The 16,098-nt window shown below is 55.3% G+C and carries 20 protein-coding genes; 18 read left to right on the top strand and 2 right to left on the bottom strand.

The genetic code is table 11. The annotated features are described in order from the left end of the window. Positions 1 to 124 precede the first annotated feature (124 nt). From Q394_RS0114680 to Q394_RS22505, 6 genes are all read left to right on the top strand, one after another. Positions 125 to 706 (top strand): 3'-5' exonuclease, encoded by a 582-nt coding sequence (locus tag Q394_RS0114680; protein ID WP_028489927.1) that lies wholly within the window; start codon positions 125 to 127, stop codon positions 704 to 706. A gap of 89 nt (positions 707 to 795) precedes the next feature. Further along, the gene (locus Q394_RS20595; RefSeq protein ID WP_038141682.1) at positions 796 to 1,158 is read left to right on the top strand and encodes a hypothetical protein; all 363 of its coding nucleotides are present in this window, start codon (positions 796 to 798) and stop codon (positions 1,156 to 1,158) included. Next, the gene (locus Q394_RS22765) at positions 1,139 to 1,348 is read left to right on the top strand and encodes a type II toxin-antitoxin system RelE/ParE family toxin (protein ID WP_211248824.1); all 210 of its coding nucleotides are present in this window, start codon (positions 1,139 to 1,141) and stop codon (positions 1,346 to 1,348) included. The genes Q394_RS20595 and Q394_RS22765 overlap by 20 nt, the downstream gene beginning before the upstream one ends. A gap of 28 nt (positions 1,349 to 1,376) precedes the next feature. After that, positions 1,377 to 1,700, top strand: a complete 324-nt coding sequence (locus tag Q394_RS0114670) for a helix-turn-helix domain-containing protein (protein WP_028489926.1) — start codon at positions 1,377 to 1,379, stop codon at positions 1,698 to 1,700. Then, positions 1,701 to 2,951: a type II toxin-antitoxin system HipA family toxin gene (locus Q394_RS0114665; protein WP_028489925.1), complete on the top strand. Its 1,251-nt coding sequence runs from the start codon at positions 1,701 to 1,703 to the stop codon at positions 2,949 to 2,951. It abuts the gene before it with no gap. Positions 2,952 to 3,030: 79 nt separating this feature from the next. Continuing rightward, positions 3,031 to 3,213, top strand: coding sequence for a hypothetical protein (locus Q394_RS22505; RefSeq protein ID WP_156946888.1), 183 nt, complete (start codon positions 3,031 to 3,033; stop codon positions 3,211 to 3,213). Here the strand turns inward: Q394_RS22505 and radC are convergent. Continuing rightward, the gene (gene radC, locus Q394_RS0114660) at positions 3,187 to 3,855 is read right to left on the bottom strand and encodes a RadC family protein (RefSeq protein WP_245606799.1); all 669 of its coding nucleotides are present in this window, start codon (positions 3,853 to 3,855) and stop codon (positions 3,187 to 3,189) included. The genes Q394_RS22505 and radC overlap by 27 nt on opposite strands. Before the next feature lie 462 nt (positions 3,856 to 4,317). Here radC and Q394_RS0114655 point away from each other — a divergent pair, with 462 nt between their 5' ends. The 11 genes from Q394_RS0114655 to Q394_RS21640 all read left to right on the top strand — a co-directional run bounded on the left by Q394_RS0114655 (position 4,318) and on the right by Q394_RS21640 (position 15,038). Continuing rightward, a complete protein-coding gene (locus tag Q394_RS0114655) occupies positions 4,318 to 5,370 on the top strand; it encodes a Fic family protein (protein ID WP_028489923.1) in 1,053 nt (350 codons plus the stop codon). Between the two features lie 366 nt (positions 5,371 to 5,736). Beyond that, on the top strand, positions 5,737 to 6,072 hold the full coding sequence (locus Q394_RS0114650; protein WP_028489922.1) for a TrbC/VirB2 family type IV secretion system protein: 336 nt from the start codon (positions 5,737 to 5,739) through the stop codon (positions 6,070 to 6,072). Further along, positions 6,069 to 6,341, top strand: coding sequence for a VirB3 family type IV secretion system protein (locus Q394_RS0114645; protein ID WP_028489921.1), 273 nt, complete (start codon positions 6,069 to 6,071; stop codon positions 6,339 to 6,341). The genes Q394_RS0114650 and Q394_RS0114645 overlap by 4 nt, the downstream gene beginning before the upstream one ends. 5 nt (positions 6,342 to 6,346) lie before the next feature. Continuing rightward, positions 6,347 to 8,872 carry a conjugal transfer protein TrbE gene (trbE, locus tag Q394_RS0114640; protein WP_245606800.1) on the top strand — a complete coding sequence of 842 codons (2,526 nt, stop codon included), beginning with the start codon at positions 6,347 to 6,349 and terminating at the stop codon, positions 8,870 to 8,872. Next, a complete protein-coding gene (locus Q394_RS0114635) occupies positions 8,869 to 9,603 on the top strand; it encodes a hypothetical protein (protein ID WP_028489919.1) in 735 nt (244 codons plus the stop codon). The genes trbE and Q394_RS0114635 overlap by 4 nt, the downstream gene beginning before the upstream one ends. Positions 9,604 to 9,615: 12 nt before the next feature. Further along, complete coding sequence (gene trbL / locus Q394_RS0114630) at positions 9,616 to 10,836, top strand: P-type conjugative transfer protein TrbL (protein ID WP_028489918.1); 1,221 nt, start codon at positions 9,616 to 9,618, stop codon at positions 10,834 to 10,836. Positions 10,837 to 10,898: 62 nt separating this feature from the next. Beyond that, complete coding sequence (trbF, locus tag Q394_RS0114625) at positions 10,899 to 11,591, top strand: conjugal transfer protein TrbF (protein ID WP_028489917.1); 693 nt, start codon at positions 10,899 to 10,901, stop codon at positions 11,589 to 11,591. A gap of 54 nt (positions 11,592 to 11,645) precedes the next feature. Next, positions 11,646 to 12,680, top strand: a complete 1,035-nt coding sequence (gene trbG, locus Q394_RS0114620) for a P-type conjugative transfer protein TrbG (RefSeq protein ID WP_051543475.1) — start codon at positions 11,646 to 11,648, stop codon at positions 12,678 to 12,680. 9 nt (positions 12,681 to 12,689) lie between these two features. Next, on the top strand, positions 12,690 to 13,988 hold the full coding sequence (locus tag Q394_RS21645) for a TraB/TrbI/VirB10 family type IV secretion system protein (protein WP_051543474.1): 1,299 nt from the start codon (positions 12,690 to 12,692) through the stop codon (positions 13,986 to 13,988). Positions 13,989 to 14,001: 13 nt separating this feature from the next. Next, on the top strand, positions 14,002 to 14,376 hold the full coding sequence (locus Q394_RS0114610) for a hypothetical protein (protein ID WP_028489915.1): 375 nt from the start codon (positions 14,002 to 14,004) through the stop codon (positions 14,374 to 14,376). A 2-nt stretch (positions 14,377 to 14,378) separates the two neighbouring features. Further along, positions 14,379 to 15,038: a lytic transglycosylase domain-containing protein gene (locus tag Q394_RS21640; RefSeq protein ID WP_051543473.1), complete on the top strand. Its 660-nt coding sequence runs from the start codon at positions 14,379 to 14,381 to the stop codon at positions 15,036 to 15,038. Positions 15,039 to 15,324: 286 nt separating this feature from the next. On the opposite strand, the gene Q394_RS22500 is transcribed toward Q394_RS21640, so the two are convergent. Further along, positions 15,325 to 15,831 carry a hypothetical protein gene (locus Q394_RS22500; protein WP_156946887.1) on the bottom strand — a complete coding sequence of 169 codons (507 nt, stop codon included), beginning with the start codon at positions 15,829 to 15,831 and terminating at the stop codon, positions 15,325 to 15,327. A gap of 31 nt (positions 15,832 to 15,862) precedes the next feature. Between Q394_RS22500 and Q394_RS0114600 the strand changes: the two genes are divergently transcribed. Further along, positions 15,863 to 16,098, top strand: a 236-nt coding sequence (locus Q394_RS0114600; RefSeq protein WP_028489914.1) for a transposase, incomplete at its 3' end; no start/stop codon positions are given.

Raw genomic sequence — 16,098 nt, 5'->3', positions numbered from 1 at the left:
ATTTTTACTGTTCAGCATAAGCCAATAAATTCCAGTCTGCATCATCCAGACCCGCTTGCCCAGTGCAGTGTTTATCTGTAGCAGCCCGTTCACGCAGTGAGGCCCCCAAACCCAAGGTAAGACCATGACCACCTACGCCATCCTCGACTTTGAAACCACCGGCATGTCTCCCGACTATGGCGCATGTCCAACAGAAATCGCCATCGTGCTAGTACGTGATGGTCAAATCACTGACCGCTACCAAAGCCTGATGAACGGCAATACCTGGATACCGCCCTTCATCGAATCCCTGACCGGCATCACCAATGCCATGATCCGCAAAGCCCCACCCATGGACAAAGTGATGGATGAAGCCATCGAGTTTGCAAGCAACCACCCCTTGGTAGCCCACAACGCCTCTTTTGACCGCAAGTTCTGGGATGAAGCACTCACCCAACAAGGCAAGCAACGCCAGCAGGATTTTCTCTGTTCCATGCTGCTATCCAGACGGGTATTCCCCGAAGCCCCCAACCATCAACTGGGAACACTGGTCAGGTTTCTCCAGCTCCCCATGTCCGGGCAGTTCCATCGTGCCTTGGCAGATGCCCAAGCTACTGCCTACCTGTTCATCAGGATGCAACAAGCCATACAGACCAAACTTAACTTGCAAGAGCTGACGTGCCAGAAACTGCTGGCAGTCCAAAAACAAAAAATCGGCACATTTTGAATTCAGGTGGCATATCCGGGGCTTTGCCCCGTACCCCAAGGTATTGGGAACCAGGATGATATTACCGGGAAATACCCTATAATCCCCACATGAGCGAAACACCTACCCCCTACCATACCGGTAATGAGCTGGAAATTGCCATCAAGAAGCTTGAACGGATGCTCCGGGAAATCACCGAAAACCCGGAGGCCAGTATCTGGTTGCGCAAGGCCATAGCGGAGTTGTGGCAACGCGACAGCAGCGAGGCACTGAAAGATCTGGCGATACTGCAAACACTGCTGCAAGCCAAGAAAAAGTCCGACCTGCTGATGCTAGGCTGCTGGGCAGACGTTCCCTTTTGCCTTCAAGTCCCCAATGCTGAAACCCGTAAGGCAATGGAAGAAGCGCGGGCCATTACCAAAGCACGTTTCGATAACCAGCAAGGTCTGTTAGATGCCCTTGACCACGAATGACAAACGGGCATCCATGCCCCGTGCCTGTGACTACACTAAAACCTTCCATAAAGACTGGCAACGCCTGACCCGTTCCGGGCGTTACAACATGAAACCGTTGAACACTCACGCAGAACTGTTTGAATACCCCAAACCAGCAAATACTTTCTGTCAGTCATCAATACAAAAAGCACACTATACTATCTATTAGTATATAATAGCATTAGTATAGTGACATTATGGATAACCAAACAGAACGGCGTACCGCCATCCTTTTCCCCAAACAACAAAAAGTCCTGCGTACTTTGGGGGAAAACATCAAGCTGGCACGCAAACGTCGCCAACTGACCCAGAAGTTGATCAGTGAACGCACTGGCATCAGCCCTATTACGCTACGCAAAATCGAGGCTGGTGATGCAGGCGTTTCCATCGGTCATTACCTGAGTGTACTGGCAGCCTTGAATTTGGCGGAAGACCTTACCGCCGTTGCCCGTGATGATGAGTTTGGACGCAGGCTACAGGATGCCAAACTACTGGGTACTGGCAACAAGGGCAGCAACTGAATGGAAACCACTATCCTCGTATACGCCGACTGGATATTGCCCGATGGTGATGGATCATCGACCCCACAACGGGTTGGCACACTAACTTCCACCTTGGTCAGGAACAAGGAACTGTTTAACTTCCAGTATGCCCCGGAATGGCTGGACTCCCCTTACGCACGGCCTATCGACCCGGAACTGCACCTGTTTGCAGGCCGTCAGTTCAGTGAAGGCCAGAATTTCAGGGTCTTTCTGGATTCCTGCCCTGACCGTTGGGGTCGCCTGCTGATGAAACGCCGTGAGGCGGCGATAGCCAGAATGGAAGGTCGCCGAGCCAAGGTATTGCTGGAAACTGATTACCTGCTGGGGGTACATGACCAATACCGCATGGGTGGGTTACGTTTCAAACGCGATGCTGCTGGCCCGTTTCTGGATAACAATGACAGGCAGGCTGCCCCACCGATAAGCTCCCTGCGAGAGCTGGAATACGCCGCCAAACAGGTCGAAGAAGACCACCCCACCGACGATCCTGATTACCTGAAATGGTTGTTCATGCTGATTTCACCCGGCTCTTCCCTGGGTGGTGCCAGACCCAAAGCCTGTGTCATTGATACAGACAATGCACTCTGGATTGCAAAATTCCCCAGCCGCTACGATGACTACGACATGGGTGCATGGGAGTTTGTAGCCTACCAATTGGCACTGGAGGCAGGTGTACATATGTCAGAATCACGCCTCCAGCGTTTCAACAGCCCCTACCATACCTTCCTGACCAAACGTTTCGACCGCAAGGGAACCCGTCGCCTGCACTTCACCTCGGCAATGACCCAACTGGGTTATTACGATGGTGACTATGAGGCCAGTTACCTGGAATTGGCAGAGTTCATCACCTTCCACGGCGCACAAGCCCAACAAGACCTAGAACAGCTTTGGCGGCGCATCGTCTTTAATATTGCGGTATCCAATACCGACGACCACCTGCGTAACCACGGTTTCATTCTGAATCGGAAAGGCTGGTGTTTGTCTCCAGCCTACGACATTAATCCCGTCACACCCGCCCACGGTCTGCACCTGAATATCACCGAATCCGACAACCAACTGGATTTTTCCTTGGCAATGGAAGTGGCAGATTATTTCAGGGTCAGGCCAGCCCGTGCCAAATCAATCCAGCAGGAAGTGTGTCACAGTGTCAGCCACTGGGCAGACAAAGCCAAACTGCTGGGCATCAACCGGGCGGAACAAGAGCGGATGGCACAAGCCTTCCGCTTCTGATGCCTGCCAGTCCCTGCAAGGGTCTGGCTTCCCGCCAAGCGTAGCGCGGAAAAACAGTTGTGAGGTACGAACATCTGTTTTGGAGTCCCCCGGCGCAGCACCGTGCTGCCCAACCAGCGGGCAGGGCAGTATCCAGCTCCGCCGCAATACGGCCTCACGCAGTGAGACCTTAGCCTTCCCCGCCAAAAATCCCGCCACTCTCCAGCAGCAGGACAAAGCAGGGCAGGGTAGCGGCCTACAACAAGCCACGTTCAGCAAATGACACAATGCTGTCCCCCACCACAAAATGATCCAACACCCGCACATCAATCAGGTGTAAGGCATCTTTGAGTTTCTGGGTAATGCGCTCATCCGCCTGACTGGGTTCAGGCACACCCGAAGGGTGGTTATGGGCAAAAATCACTGAAGCCGCGTTATGGTGCAGGCAGCGTTTCACCACTTCGCGGGGGTGTACGCTTGCCCCGTCAATCGTGCCATTAAACAGCTCTTCAAACGCAATCATCCGGTGACGGTTATCCATGAACAGCACACAAAACCGCTCTGATGGCAGGTCACGCAGGCGTGAACTGAGGTAAAACCGCACTGCATCCGGGTCACTCATCGGCTCACCCCGCTGCAACTTTTCCCCTAGCCAGCGTTGGCACAGTTCCAGCACTGCCCGCAATTGCACATAGGTCATCTGGCTGACCCCCAATGCCCTGAAATCCTCCTCATCCGCAAGGAACAATTCCCGTAATGACTGGAAGTTAAACAGTAACGTGGTGCGTGCCAGCTCCACGTTCTCCCCCATGAACAGGCTGAGCAATTCAGCATCCGACAGGGCGTGTGAACCCCTGCCCAGTAATTTGTAAGCCGGTGTGTCAAAAACCGGGATTTGTGGTTTTACGTCCATTGCTGTTTTCATGTCTTCCGTCCTCTTTAAAAAAATCAGGTCACTGCCGCCTGGCGGCTATGCCCTTCGGCGAGAACGGGGGTAGCGGCATCCATGATGGACGGTGGGGAGGGGGATCACCCGGTCTGCACAAGCGCAGCGCGGAAGATTGGGGATACCCCAACCGTCCACGTAGCCTGTCATGGAAGCAGCGGGGGGCAGCGCCCCGAAAGCACCAACACCCAGCCAGTCCCGGCCACGGGTCTGGCTACCCAAGCCCAAGCGGAGCGCGGAAAAACCTGCGTGAGGAACGAACGGTGGTTTTGAAGGCATCAGGAATGAGGAGGGCGAAAGTCCCGTAGGGATGCAGCGACAGCGGAACCCGTAACAGCCCGTCCCGCAGGGGATGCTCAGGGCTTTCTAAAGATACGAAATGTTTGCTTATTGGCTAATTACGGCTATTATTGGCTAACGTTTTTCACTTTTCGGCTAGCCATGAAAACCCATTCCCTGACCATCACCCCTGAAATGCTCAAGCTGATTGCCGAGATCGACGAATTCCGGGGCGGCTGGAAAGCCATCCACGGCATGACCCCGGAACGCCTGGAAGCCCTGCGCCGGGTGGCAACTATAGAAAGCATTGGCTCATCAACCCGCATTGAAGGGGCAAAACTGAGTGATGCCGAAGTGGAAAAGCTGCTGGGCAACATCGGCAAGCAATCATTCCAGACCCGTGATGAACAGGAAGTGGCAGGCTACGCGGACGCAATGGAAACCGTTTTCCAAAGCTACAACGACATCCCCCTGACCGAGAACTACCTGAAACAATTCCACGCCATGTTGCTACGCCACAGTGACAAGGACACACGCCACCGGGGGCAATACAAGACCCTGAACAACCATGTGGAAGCCTTCGACGCATCCGGCAATAGCCTTGGGGTGATTTTCAGGACTGCCACCCCGTTTGACACCCCACGGGAAATGCAGGCACTGGTGGACTGGACACGCACCACGCTAGAAGACCGCAGCCAACACCCATTGCTGACCATTGGCATGTTCAACGTGGTGTTCCTGGCTATCCACCCGTTCCAGGACGGTAACGGCAGATTGTCGCGGGTGTTAGCAACCCTGTTGCTGCTGAAAGCCGGGTATAGCTATGTGCCTTACACCTCGCTGGAAAGCATCATCGAACGCAACAAGGACAGCTATTATCTCGCCTTGCGCCGCACCCAAGGTACACTCGACAAGGAAGCCCCCGACTGGTTGCCGTGGCTGTCATTTTTCCTGCGTTCCCTGAAAGCCCAGAAAGACCACTTGGCGGCGAAGATGGTGGATAACCGGGGCTGGGAAAGCCTGCCTGCCGATAGCGTCAAAATCCTGGAACACCTCAAGGACAACGGGCGCATCACCATGAAACAGGCAGAAGAACTGACCCATACCCCACGCGCCACCCTGAAACTGCGTATTACCCAACTGCTGGAAGACGGGCATATCCAGCGGCATGGGCAAGGACGCGGAACCTGGTACACCCGGAAAAGTGAAGCATGATTGGTCGCACCAGTGATGCGACCAGCGGATCTCTGGCGGATAACTTGACTTGTGGCGGATAACTGGCTGATAACCACGAAACAGTCCTTCAACATATCCCAGGTTATAAGCGGTACAACGCAATAACCTGAAAATCGTCCCTTCCTGAACACATCGACAACAACGAAATTGCTGTAACTTTCCGTTCATAAACAACTGTTATCAGTTCATCGGGTTTATACTCACACCATTCAAAAAATAAGGTTAATCTCCAGCCGTCCATCTGTTTTCCCGGATAAAGGGCAGACGGTCACAGGGCATCCATCCCACCACAGGAATCGCCCACACCACACAAACCCTGATTAACCTGCACAAGGAGCCTGAGCAGTGCTGCACTATGCCCGTCATTTATCCCGCCTGAAATCCCCCCTGTTATTTGCCTTGCTGATGCTGGCTGGTGCTGATGCTTCCGCAGCCGGTGGCGGCGGTGCCGGTTTGCCGTGGGAAACCCCGCTCCAGAACCTGTTGGCCTCCCTGACCGGCCCTGTAGCACAGGTACTCGGCACAATCGCCATTGTGTTCGTTGGCCTTGGCCTGGCTTTCTCCGAAGGTGGCGGCATCATGCGTAAAGCCCTCTGGGTCGTATTCGGCCTGTCCATTGCGTTTGCTGCAACCACCTGGGGTCTGACCTTCCTCGGCTTTGGCGGTGGTGCAAGCGTATGAGCCAACGGCAGGCCAACCACCCCGAAGGCTATGAAGCCCCTGTCCACCTGTCACTGGTGGAGCCGGTGCTGGTGGCTGGCCTGCCCCGCACGGTGGGGTTCATTTACTGGACTATCGTGGCTGCCCTGACCATCGGGATGCACCAGTTGTGGATTCTCCCGGTAGCCCTACTGGGGCATTGGGGGCTTGCTCGCCTGACCCGGTTTGACCCACATTTCATGGCGGTTGTCCGTGCTGGCCTGCGTCACACAAAGGACAAGTTGCCGTGACCTTTATGCACAGTGATTACCTGCTGGTTGCCATCCTGCTGACCTTTTTCCTGCTGTTGGGGTTTGGCTTCTTCATTGTCGCCCGCCAAGGCATGGGTGAACGCAAGCCGGGGCGGCGTGAGGCACTGTCCGACCACCTGCAATGGGGTGCGCTGGTAGCCCCCGGCATTATCCTCAACAAAAACCGCACCCTGTTGCGCACCATTGCCTTCCGTGGCCCGGATTTGGCAGCCTCCTCCGATGAGGAAATGATGGTGGTGACAGCCAAGGTCAACAATGCCCTCAAGCGCCTCGGCACGGGTTGGACATACTTCATTGAAGCCCAACGTTTCCAGCAGGACGTTTACCCGCAATCACGCTGGCCTGTGGCGGTCGCCTGGCTGGTTGACCGCGAACGCCAAGGCAATTTTGAAGACAAGGCAGAACATTTCGAGTCGTCCTACTACCTGAGTTTCGTGTGGGAACGTCCGCAACCGCTGGAAAAGAAGCTGGTAGACCTGTTCTACGAGAACCCCAAGAACGCCAAACTGGAAGACGGGTTTGCGCGGGATCTGGACTATTTCATCCGTGCCACCACCGAAATCACCACCATCCTCGACACGGTGTTCCCCAGTGTTGGCGTGCTGGATGACGGGCAACTGCTGTCTTACCTGCATTCCACCCTGTCAGCCCAAGCCCATCCGGTAGCAGCCCCTGACCTGCCGATGTACCTGGATGCCTATATCCCTGACCAGCCATTCATGGCGGGGGAAGTGGCGATGGTTGGCGATTACTACATGCCCACCCTGTCAGTGACAGGTTTCCCGCACACCACTACCCCCGGTGTCCTCGACAAGCTCAATTACCTGAACATCGAATACCGCTGGGTCAACCGCTTCATCTGCCTCGACAAGGGTGAGGCGATGTCCACCATCCTGCGTCAGCGCCGCTACTGGACAGGCAAGGTGAAGAACATCTGGATCATGCTCAAGGAAACCGCTGCGGGTGAACCCAGCCGCCTGTTGAACACCGATGCCCAGAACAAGGCCGATGATGCCGATGCCGCATCCCAGGAACTGGGCATGGATCTGGTGGCTTACGGGCAGTACACCACCACCGTGACGGTGTGGGACAAGAACCTGCAACAGGCCATGAACAAGCTGCATGAGGTGAAGAAAATCCTCAATGCCAGCGGCTTTGTGGTCAAGGACGAACGCATGTATGCGTTTGAGGCATGGAAAGGCAGCCTGCCGGGTGAGATCCGTGCCAATGTGCGCCGTCCACTGATCAATACCATCAACCTTGCCCACATGATGCCGGTGTCCTCGATCTGGGCTGGGGATGTGTCCAACCCACACCTGCTGGCCGCCTGCGGTGAAGGCAACCCGCACATGGTGTGCAGCACCACCGGCTCGACCCCGTTCCGCCTTAACCTCAATGTTGGCGATGTGGGGCATACCATCATCATCGGCCCGACTGGCTCCGGCAAGTCCACCTTGTTGGCGATGCTGGAACTGCAATGGCTGAAGTATCCGAATGCCCAAGTGATCATTTTCGATAAAGACCGTTCGGCACGCGCCGCCACCATGGCAGCCGGTGGACGCTATTATGAACCGGGCAATGAGGACGCTGCCGTGGCCTTCCAGCCGCTGGCACAGATTGACCGCGAAGGGGAACGCAACTGGGCATTGCGTTATGTGTGCGACATGCTGGAACTCCAGAACCTGACCCTGACCCCTGCGATTACCCAGGAAGTGGAAGGTGCATTACGCTCACTGGCAGACGCACCACCCGAACAGCGCACCCTGACCGGCTTGCACGCACTGTGCCAGAACGCCGACATCCGCGATGCCTTGCACTTGTACACGCTGTCAGGTGCTTACGGGCAACTGTTTGATGCCGACCAGGACGAACTCAAAAGCAGCTTCTGGCTGATGTTTGAGATGACCCATGTAATGGAGATGGGGGAACAGGTTGTCATCCCCACCTTGTCTTACCTGTTCCACCGTATCGAAAAACGCTTTGACGGCCGCCCAACCCTGCTGGTGCTGGACGAGTGCTGGCTGTTCCTACGCCACGGCATTTTTGCCAGCCGCCTACAAAGCTGGTTGAAGACCCTGCGTAAACGCAACGTGTACGTAGTGTTTGCCACCCAGGAACCAGCAGATGCAGCCGAATCCAGCATCAGCCCCACCATTATCAGCGCCTGCCCGACCCGGATCTTCCTCCCTGATGCGGAAGCCACCGTGCCAGAGGTGGCGAAGTATTACAAAACCTTCGGCCTGACGGATGCCGAACTGCACATTATTGCCAATGCCCAACAGAAACGGGATTACTACTACCGCAGCATCAAGGGCAGGCGCTTGTTTACCCTCGACATGGGGCCGGTTGCCCTGGCATTTGCCGGGTTCTCCAACCCCAAACAGCAAGTGTTCCTCGATACCATCGAAAAGAAGTTGCCAGCCAGCCGCTGGGCTGCCGCCATCCTTAAGTACAACCATCTGGACTGGGCAGTGGAGCTGCTCGAACCACCACGGAGGAAAGCTGCATGAACAGGACGTTCAACCTGAAGGCGCTGATGCTGGCGGTAGCACTGCTGGTATTAACCAGTACCCAAGGCAGGGCAGCCTTGCCCGTGGTTGATTACGGCAACCTGACCCAAAGCCTGTTGCAAGTGACCCATGCCGTCACCCAAATCCAGAACCAGATCCAGCAGATCAACCAGATGGCACAGACCCTGCAAACCATCGGAGGCAGCCAGTACGCCAGTGTGGCAGGCGGCCTCAACGGGCAATTGCAGGAGATGCAAAATACCCTGGGGACACTGACACAGGTTTCCCAATCGGTAGGCAATATCCAGAACGAGTTCAACACTCTGTTCCCTGACCAAGCCAGTTGGGATAACTACGACTTCAGCAACTTTGGCGGCAAGTTGGATGAGTGGAGTACCGAAATCGACAATGCCACGATTGAGGCCATGACCGCCCAGAGCATCGTGCAACGGGCTGCCCTCAATGTCACCAACGTCAATTCCTTGTTAGCCCAAAGCCAGACGGCTGACGGGGAAGTGCGCCAGCTCCAGCTCCTGAACCAGAGCATGGGGATACTGGCACAACAGATGAATGACTCGCTGCAATTGCTGGCAGCCAATGGGCGTCTGGAAGCTGCGCAAGCCGCACAACAGGAGAAATCCCGTGAAGCAGCCCGCGCACGCAAGACCAAAATGCTGCAAAACCTCGGTAAGGCAGAGTATGACACTGCCCCGTTATCCCACCTGCCGTAACCGGGGTACTGCATGGACACCGCCATTCTCACCAACTCGCTGAACCAGTTCCTGACCGTATTCAATGCGGCCTATGGGCTGATTTGGGCAAACGGCGGGCAAGCCTTGCTGTGGGTGCTGGCAGGCATTGAACTGGTGCTGGTGGCCTTGTGGTGGGCATTGGGTGGCAATGCCCAAACCATGGATGTCATCAAGAAGCTGCTGTTCATGATGTTCTGGTTGTGGCTGGTGACAAACTTTGCAGCCCTCGCCCCGGTCTTCGTCTACTCAATGGTGGATGCGGGGATCAGTGGGGCAGGGGGTGCGGCGGGTGGCCATGCCATCATCCTTGACCCCAGCCGGATATTCACTGCCGGGGTCAATGCCATCACCCCGATCATGACCATGATTGAAACCATGGACGACTGGGATCAGGTGGGGCAGGTCATCATCCTGTGGATCTCGGCTTTCATCATTCTGATTGCTTTTGCCATCGTCGCAATCCAGGTTTTCCTGACCGTACTGGAGTTCTACCTGTTCATGGGGCTGTCCGCCATCCTGCTGCCGTTTGGCATCAACAAGCACACCAAGTTCATCGCCGAGAAGACCCTGGGCGGGGTGGTGAACTACGGGGTGCGCCTGATGGTGCTGGCTTTCATCCTCTCCGTGACGGAACCGACCCTGACGGGTTCACTGACCTTCACGGTGGTGGACGGGAATGTGGAGTGGAATGAAATCTTCTCGGTGATGGTGATTGCTTGGGCCATCGCCCTACTGTCATGGAATGCCCCCGGTGTCGCCGCAGGGCTGGTGTCAGGCTCGCCATCACTGTCCGCAGGCACGGCCACCCAGAACAGCATGGTCGGCATGGCAGCCGGGAGTGCTGCCGTCGGCACGGCCTTGGGTGCTACCCGTGCGGCTGCCGGGGCAACGGCTCGCCTTGCCGGGAATGCCACCGCAGGCTACCAGCGGGGCAGTGCTTTTACCCACGGCAATGCCGGACAAAAAGTGCTGGGGGGTGTGGCTGGCGCGGGGGAGAGCTTGGTCAGGAGCAGTACCCAACGCATGACTCAAGGGACACGGGGTGCTTGGCAACAGGGCAAGGCGGAAAGTTATAGCGCCATGACGGACGCACCAATGACAGCGGGTAATGCCCCGGCAACCCGTCCGGGCTGGGCGGGTAAATTGCTGACAGCCGGACACCGTGTCCCGCATGAGGCACACCCCAGCGGCGGGATGCAGGCCAGCCTGTAGGGCTGGCAGGAAAAGAAGGTATTTAAAGCCAGGATGATGGACATAACCAGACAAGGGAAACCATGACCACACACAACGTACAGCACGACCTTGGGCGGGAAAAGCAGGAGCTTGACCGTTACCTGAAAGCCCGGATGGAATGGGATGACCGCTATGGCAGTGCGCGGATGCAGGCGCTGAACTGGCGCTACCTGTCATTCTTCCTGCTGGGTTTGCTGATGCTGTCCATGCTGGGGATGGTGTACCTCGGCACCTTACCCAAGAAAGCCATCCATGTGATTGAGGTGGACAAGCTGGGACACGCAGCCTACCAGGGGGAGGCTGGAACCTCCGGGGTGCAATACAAGGTCAATGAAGCCTCGCGCAAATACCACCTGACCCGCTTCATCGAAGATGTGCGCTCCCTCCCGGCTGACCCCATCGTGGTCAAGCGCCAGTGGGAAGATGCCTATGCACTGGTGACACCGGCTGCCGCCAATATGCTGAGTGATTACGCCCGCAAGTACGTGCCGACCGACCGCATGAAGGAAGAGCGCATTACCCTGAACAACCTGACCCTGATCCCGATTTCCGAGAACTCCTGGAGTGCGGAATGGGAAGAGACCTACTGGAACACCCGTGGCGGCAATAACGGCACACACAAATGGAAGGGCATTTTCAACCTGACCTTCCAGGAACCCACCACCGATGCACAACTCAAGGTGAACCCCATCGGGATGTACATTGATTCGTTTAGCTGGACACAGGCGGAGTAGGTTGCCTTATCGCCAGTTACCCCTTTGATTTTCCGGTTTGGAAGCAGACACCTTATGGATACAACAAAGCTGACCCTGATCGTTACCGCCTCCGCCCTGATGCACGGATGTGCCATGCTGGATACCCAGCCGTCATCCAGCAACAGGGAGTTTTCCCGTTCGGGGAGTTTCCGCTATGGCAACGGCCTACCTTTGCCGGAAGTGCAGGCGGCAATGGCAGCAGCAGCCGAACCGGAGCAAACCACGTATACCCACGAGCCTGCCACCACCGGCTGGACACCAGAACCACCACTGGAACCCGTCACCAAACCCAAGGCAAAGCGCAAAGCCAAACACGGCAGCAGCCCCCTGCAAGCCATTGAGTATGCCAACCAGAGTGCGCGTCAATCCCCGGATGAGGCCAGCTATACCAATGCCATCATGAACTATGGCTACACCAGCGGGGCTTTGTACCAGATCCATACTGCCCCCTTGCGCCTGACCGACATCCAGCTTGAACCGGGGGAAGAAATCATTGGCAAACCCGCAGCAGGTGACACCGTGCGCTGGGTATTGGGGGTCAACAAATCGGTGCAGGATGGCCTGCCCCAACAACATGTGCTGATCAAGCCGGTAGCATCTGGCCTTGCCACCACCTTGGTCATCAACACCAACCGCCGTACTTACCTGCTGGAACTGACCAGCCACAAGGAAACCTACATGGCGGCAGTCAGTTGGCAGTACCCGCAACGGGTTCAGCGGGCATCCCTGGACAGGCTCAGGGCGCAAGCCTTGCGCCAGCCAGCCCCTCCCAGTGTTGACCTCGACAACCTCAACTTTGCCTATCGGGTGGAAGCACGCCAGGGCAACCCGCACTGGACACCCACACGGGTGTTTGATGACGGGCGACGGGTCTTTATCCGCTTCCCGTCTGGATTCCAGCAAGGTGAAGCCCCGGCACTGTTTGTGACGGCACGGAATGGGCAGAGCCAGATGGTCAATTACCGAGTAAAGAATGGGCATTACATCGTCGATCGGCTGTTCTCTACCGCCGAATTGCGGGTAGGCAGTGATGCTGCCGATGTGGTCAGGATTGCAAGGGTGGGGTAGGGGTAAATAATGACAGAATCGCAATACCAAGGCGGGCAAGCCTCTGACAGCAAGCTCAACCCGGATGACCCACGTCTGTCGCTGGAAAGGTCACGCGCACGCCAGTTGAAGAAAGGCCCCATTATCCTGTTGGTGACAGGTGTTGGCTTGCTGCTGGTTGCCACCATCTATCTGGCACTGAAACCTAGGGCGATGACCGCAGCAGACACCCAACAAGCCCGCATTGACCCCGAGTCAGTCAAACGCTCCATGCCGGATGCCTTACGCGGCGCTGCCAATGATTATGGGCAACTGGACTACCCGGAACCACCCAAACCCGACATACCCGTGCTGGGAAAACCTTTGCCGGGGGATGCTGGGGGGCTGATGCTGCAAAAGCCAGTCACACCGGCTTTTACCCCAGCACCTGCACCCAAACAGCCTTCACCGGAAGAACTGGAACGGCTACGGCGTGAACAACTGGCAAGGGAAGCACACAACAAGGCACTCACCGCCAACCTGTTTTTTGAGGGCAGCCAGGCAGGCGGGCAAAGTGCCGCACTGCCAGCCAGCGGCGGCGCGGCGGGCAATCATGGCTTACCGGATGCTGAGGTGGCGGATGGGCAAGCAGGTACAGCCTACACCATGCAAGGGGATGGTACATCCCTACAGCAGACTGCATTCGGGCAGGACAAAGCCTACCTGCAAGGTAGGCTACAAGCCCCGCGCAGCCCGTATGAAGTCAAGGCCGGGACACTGATCCCGGCAGTCCTGATCACCGGCATTAACTCACAATTGCCGGGGATGATCATCGCCCAGGTCAGTGAACAGGTGTTTGATACGGTCAGCGGACGTTACTTGCTGATCCCGCAGGGGACAAGGATCCTCGGCCAATACGAAAACAGCGTCAATTACGGGCAGGAACGGGTACGGGTGGTATGGAACCGGATGATTTTCCCGGATGGCTCCTCCATTTCCTTGGAAGGGATGCCCGGCGTGGATACTGGCGGGCAATCCGGCTTCACTGACCAGGTTGATAACCATTGGGGCAAGCTGGCGGGTGGTGTGCTGCTGTCGTCACTGCTCGCAGGCACTGCCCAGTCCCAGTATGACGATGGCGATTTTGAGGGGCGTTTCTATAGCAACGTGGGTTCCGAAATCAACCGCACTGGGCAACGCATCACCCGCAAGAACCTCGACATCCAGCCAACCCTCGAAATCCGTCAAGGCTTCCCCGTCAATATCCTGGTGCATAAGGACATGGTACTGAAGCCCTACACCCAGACAGCAGACCCGGCACTGGATGCCGTTTACTCATTTACCCAATGACAAGGAGACACGCATGGTCAGCATGAAATTCACCCCAACCCCGGAAAAGAAAAAGCTGCGGGTGGACATCAACGAAAATGTTTTTCAGGAGCTGGAGCTTTACCTGACTTGCGCCAAGGAAACTTATCCCTGGCTACAACTGGATATGGTGGTGGAACAACTGCTGGATGATGCACTGAAAAAAGACCGGGATTTCCGTAGCTGGCTGAAGAAGCACCGCAAACACCAGCCCCAGGACGGGCAGGGCGATAACCACCCCAGCACACCTGACAATGGCAACCAGTCAACACCCGCAGAGGCAGGAAACCAGCCGGTGATGCTGGCAGAAGCAAGGCACGAACATGACCAGGAAGCGCAGCACTGGCAAACAGGACACCACGGCGTGTGAGGGTGCAGCGGTTGATCCGGCAAATTGGCCTGTTATGGCTGGTACTGGCCTGCTGCCTGCCCGTGCAGGCCGAACAGCATCTGGACGGTATCGTACAGGCAGCAGCCCAACAGACGGGTGTACCCGTATCCGTCATCCGTGCCGTCATCCAGCAAGAATCTGCCCATAACCCCGGTGCTGTCTCACACAAAGGTGCGCAAGGGCTGATGCAGCTCATGCCCGGCACGGCAGCCCGTTTCGGGGTATACAATGCATTTGACCCGGCAGAAAACATCCGGGGTGGGACAACTTATCTGGCATGGCTGTACAACCGTTACCAGAGCTGGCCTCTGGCACTGGCAGGCTACAATGCAGGGGAAGGGGCAGTGGACAAATATGCCGGAATACCGCCTTACCGGGAAACGCAGAATTACGTCAGTAAAATCATGGCTCGGTTGGGAGGAACAGCCGGGGATGTCGGTATGGCAGGGATCACGGGTATGACGGGTGAACCAGCAGCCTCTCCGTACTCTGCGGCACTGTACTATCAGCCTGAACCAGTGCCTGTTTCACAACCATCCAGACAGAACAGGGCAAGCCAGCAATATAAAGAACCCTCATCATCAATGGACGTGGAGGCAAACGCCTATACGGCATCTGTGTTTTTTGATGAAGGAGGGTAAGCAATATTGTCAGCGATGAATAGTAAACTGCCCAATGCTGACAACAAAAGAAAAATTAGAGTCTATACCCTGCTGGAAATCCTTCTAAAAAGATAGGAAACAACCCCATTTGCAGAGCTGGAGGTGATATTTTTCACTTCCATTTAGGGTGAACCCCAAATATCAACGTAAAGTGTGCCGCAGGTGCAACGATTAGTGAGCGTTCGACACCACATCAAACTGACTGCTAAGATGAACCACTCACATGAAGTATTTTTAAAATTAATCAGTTTTCACTTAATTTGTTCTACCTCCGTCCACTAAGGATTTCATTAAATGAACCAAATATAGCATCAACAACATTTGATGTTTTGTATAAACTCCAGAAAAAAGAGTAATGAGAATAAAAGGTTTTATGGAGATTTTGCAATAATTGCTCTGTCATAATACTTTCCCGGATCGGGAATGCAATAGGGAATACGGGAACACTACTCTTGTATTCCCATACTGAGCCTCCATCTAGCGTTAGACCCTCCTTGCGATAGAATCTGTTAACCATTTCATTTTTAAAGAATGCATTGTGTCCAAATGCAAGATTACAAATAACAACAAAATCTAAATTGGCTAAATCTCTTATTGATGGAGCGATGCTGTCACTTTCTTTTCTGTGTAATATTCCATTGGGATGGGTAATTAGACATTCGACCACATCAGCATATTCATCTAAGTCTGTACAACATAGTAAAACACCACTCAAACCATCAATTGAGGCTGTAGAAAAACCCTCCGAACCGCCATTTTGTGGGATAATCAAGCATCACAAGCACCAGAATGAGTAGGCAGGCATGGCACGCTACAAACCGATTCATCAAGGCGTAAAACTGTTGGCTGTGGACTTTGACCGGCAAATCCTGCCGGGTACATTTGAATACGCGCTACGTCATTTGGTGGATAAGGAACTTGACCTTGAAGACTTCCACCAGCGTTATAAGAATGATGTGCAGGGCGCAGCCGCTTTTGACCCAGCGGTGTTACTCAAAATCATCCTGTTAGCTTACAGCCGTGGCATTATCAGTAGCCG

Origin of the sequence: Thiothrix lacustris DSM 21227, assembly GCF_000621325.1 — a bacterium.
In the GTDB taxonomy this organism is placed as follows: Bacteria; Pseudomonadota; Gammaproteobacteria; order Thiotrichales; family Thiotrichaceae; genus Thiothrix; species Thiothrix lacustris.
The sequence above is the reverse complement of the archived record's forward strand: the minus strand, read 5'-3'. Positions and strand labels throughout refer to the sequence as shown.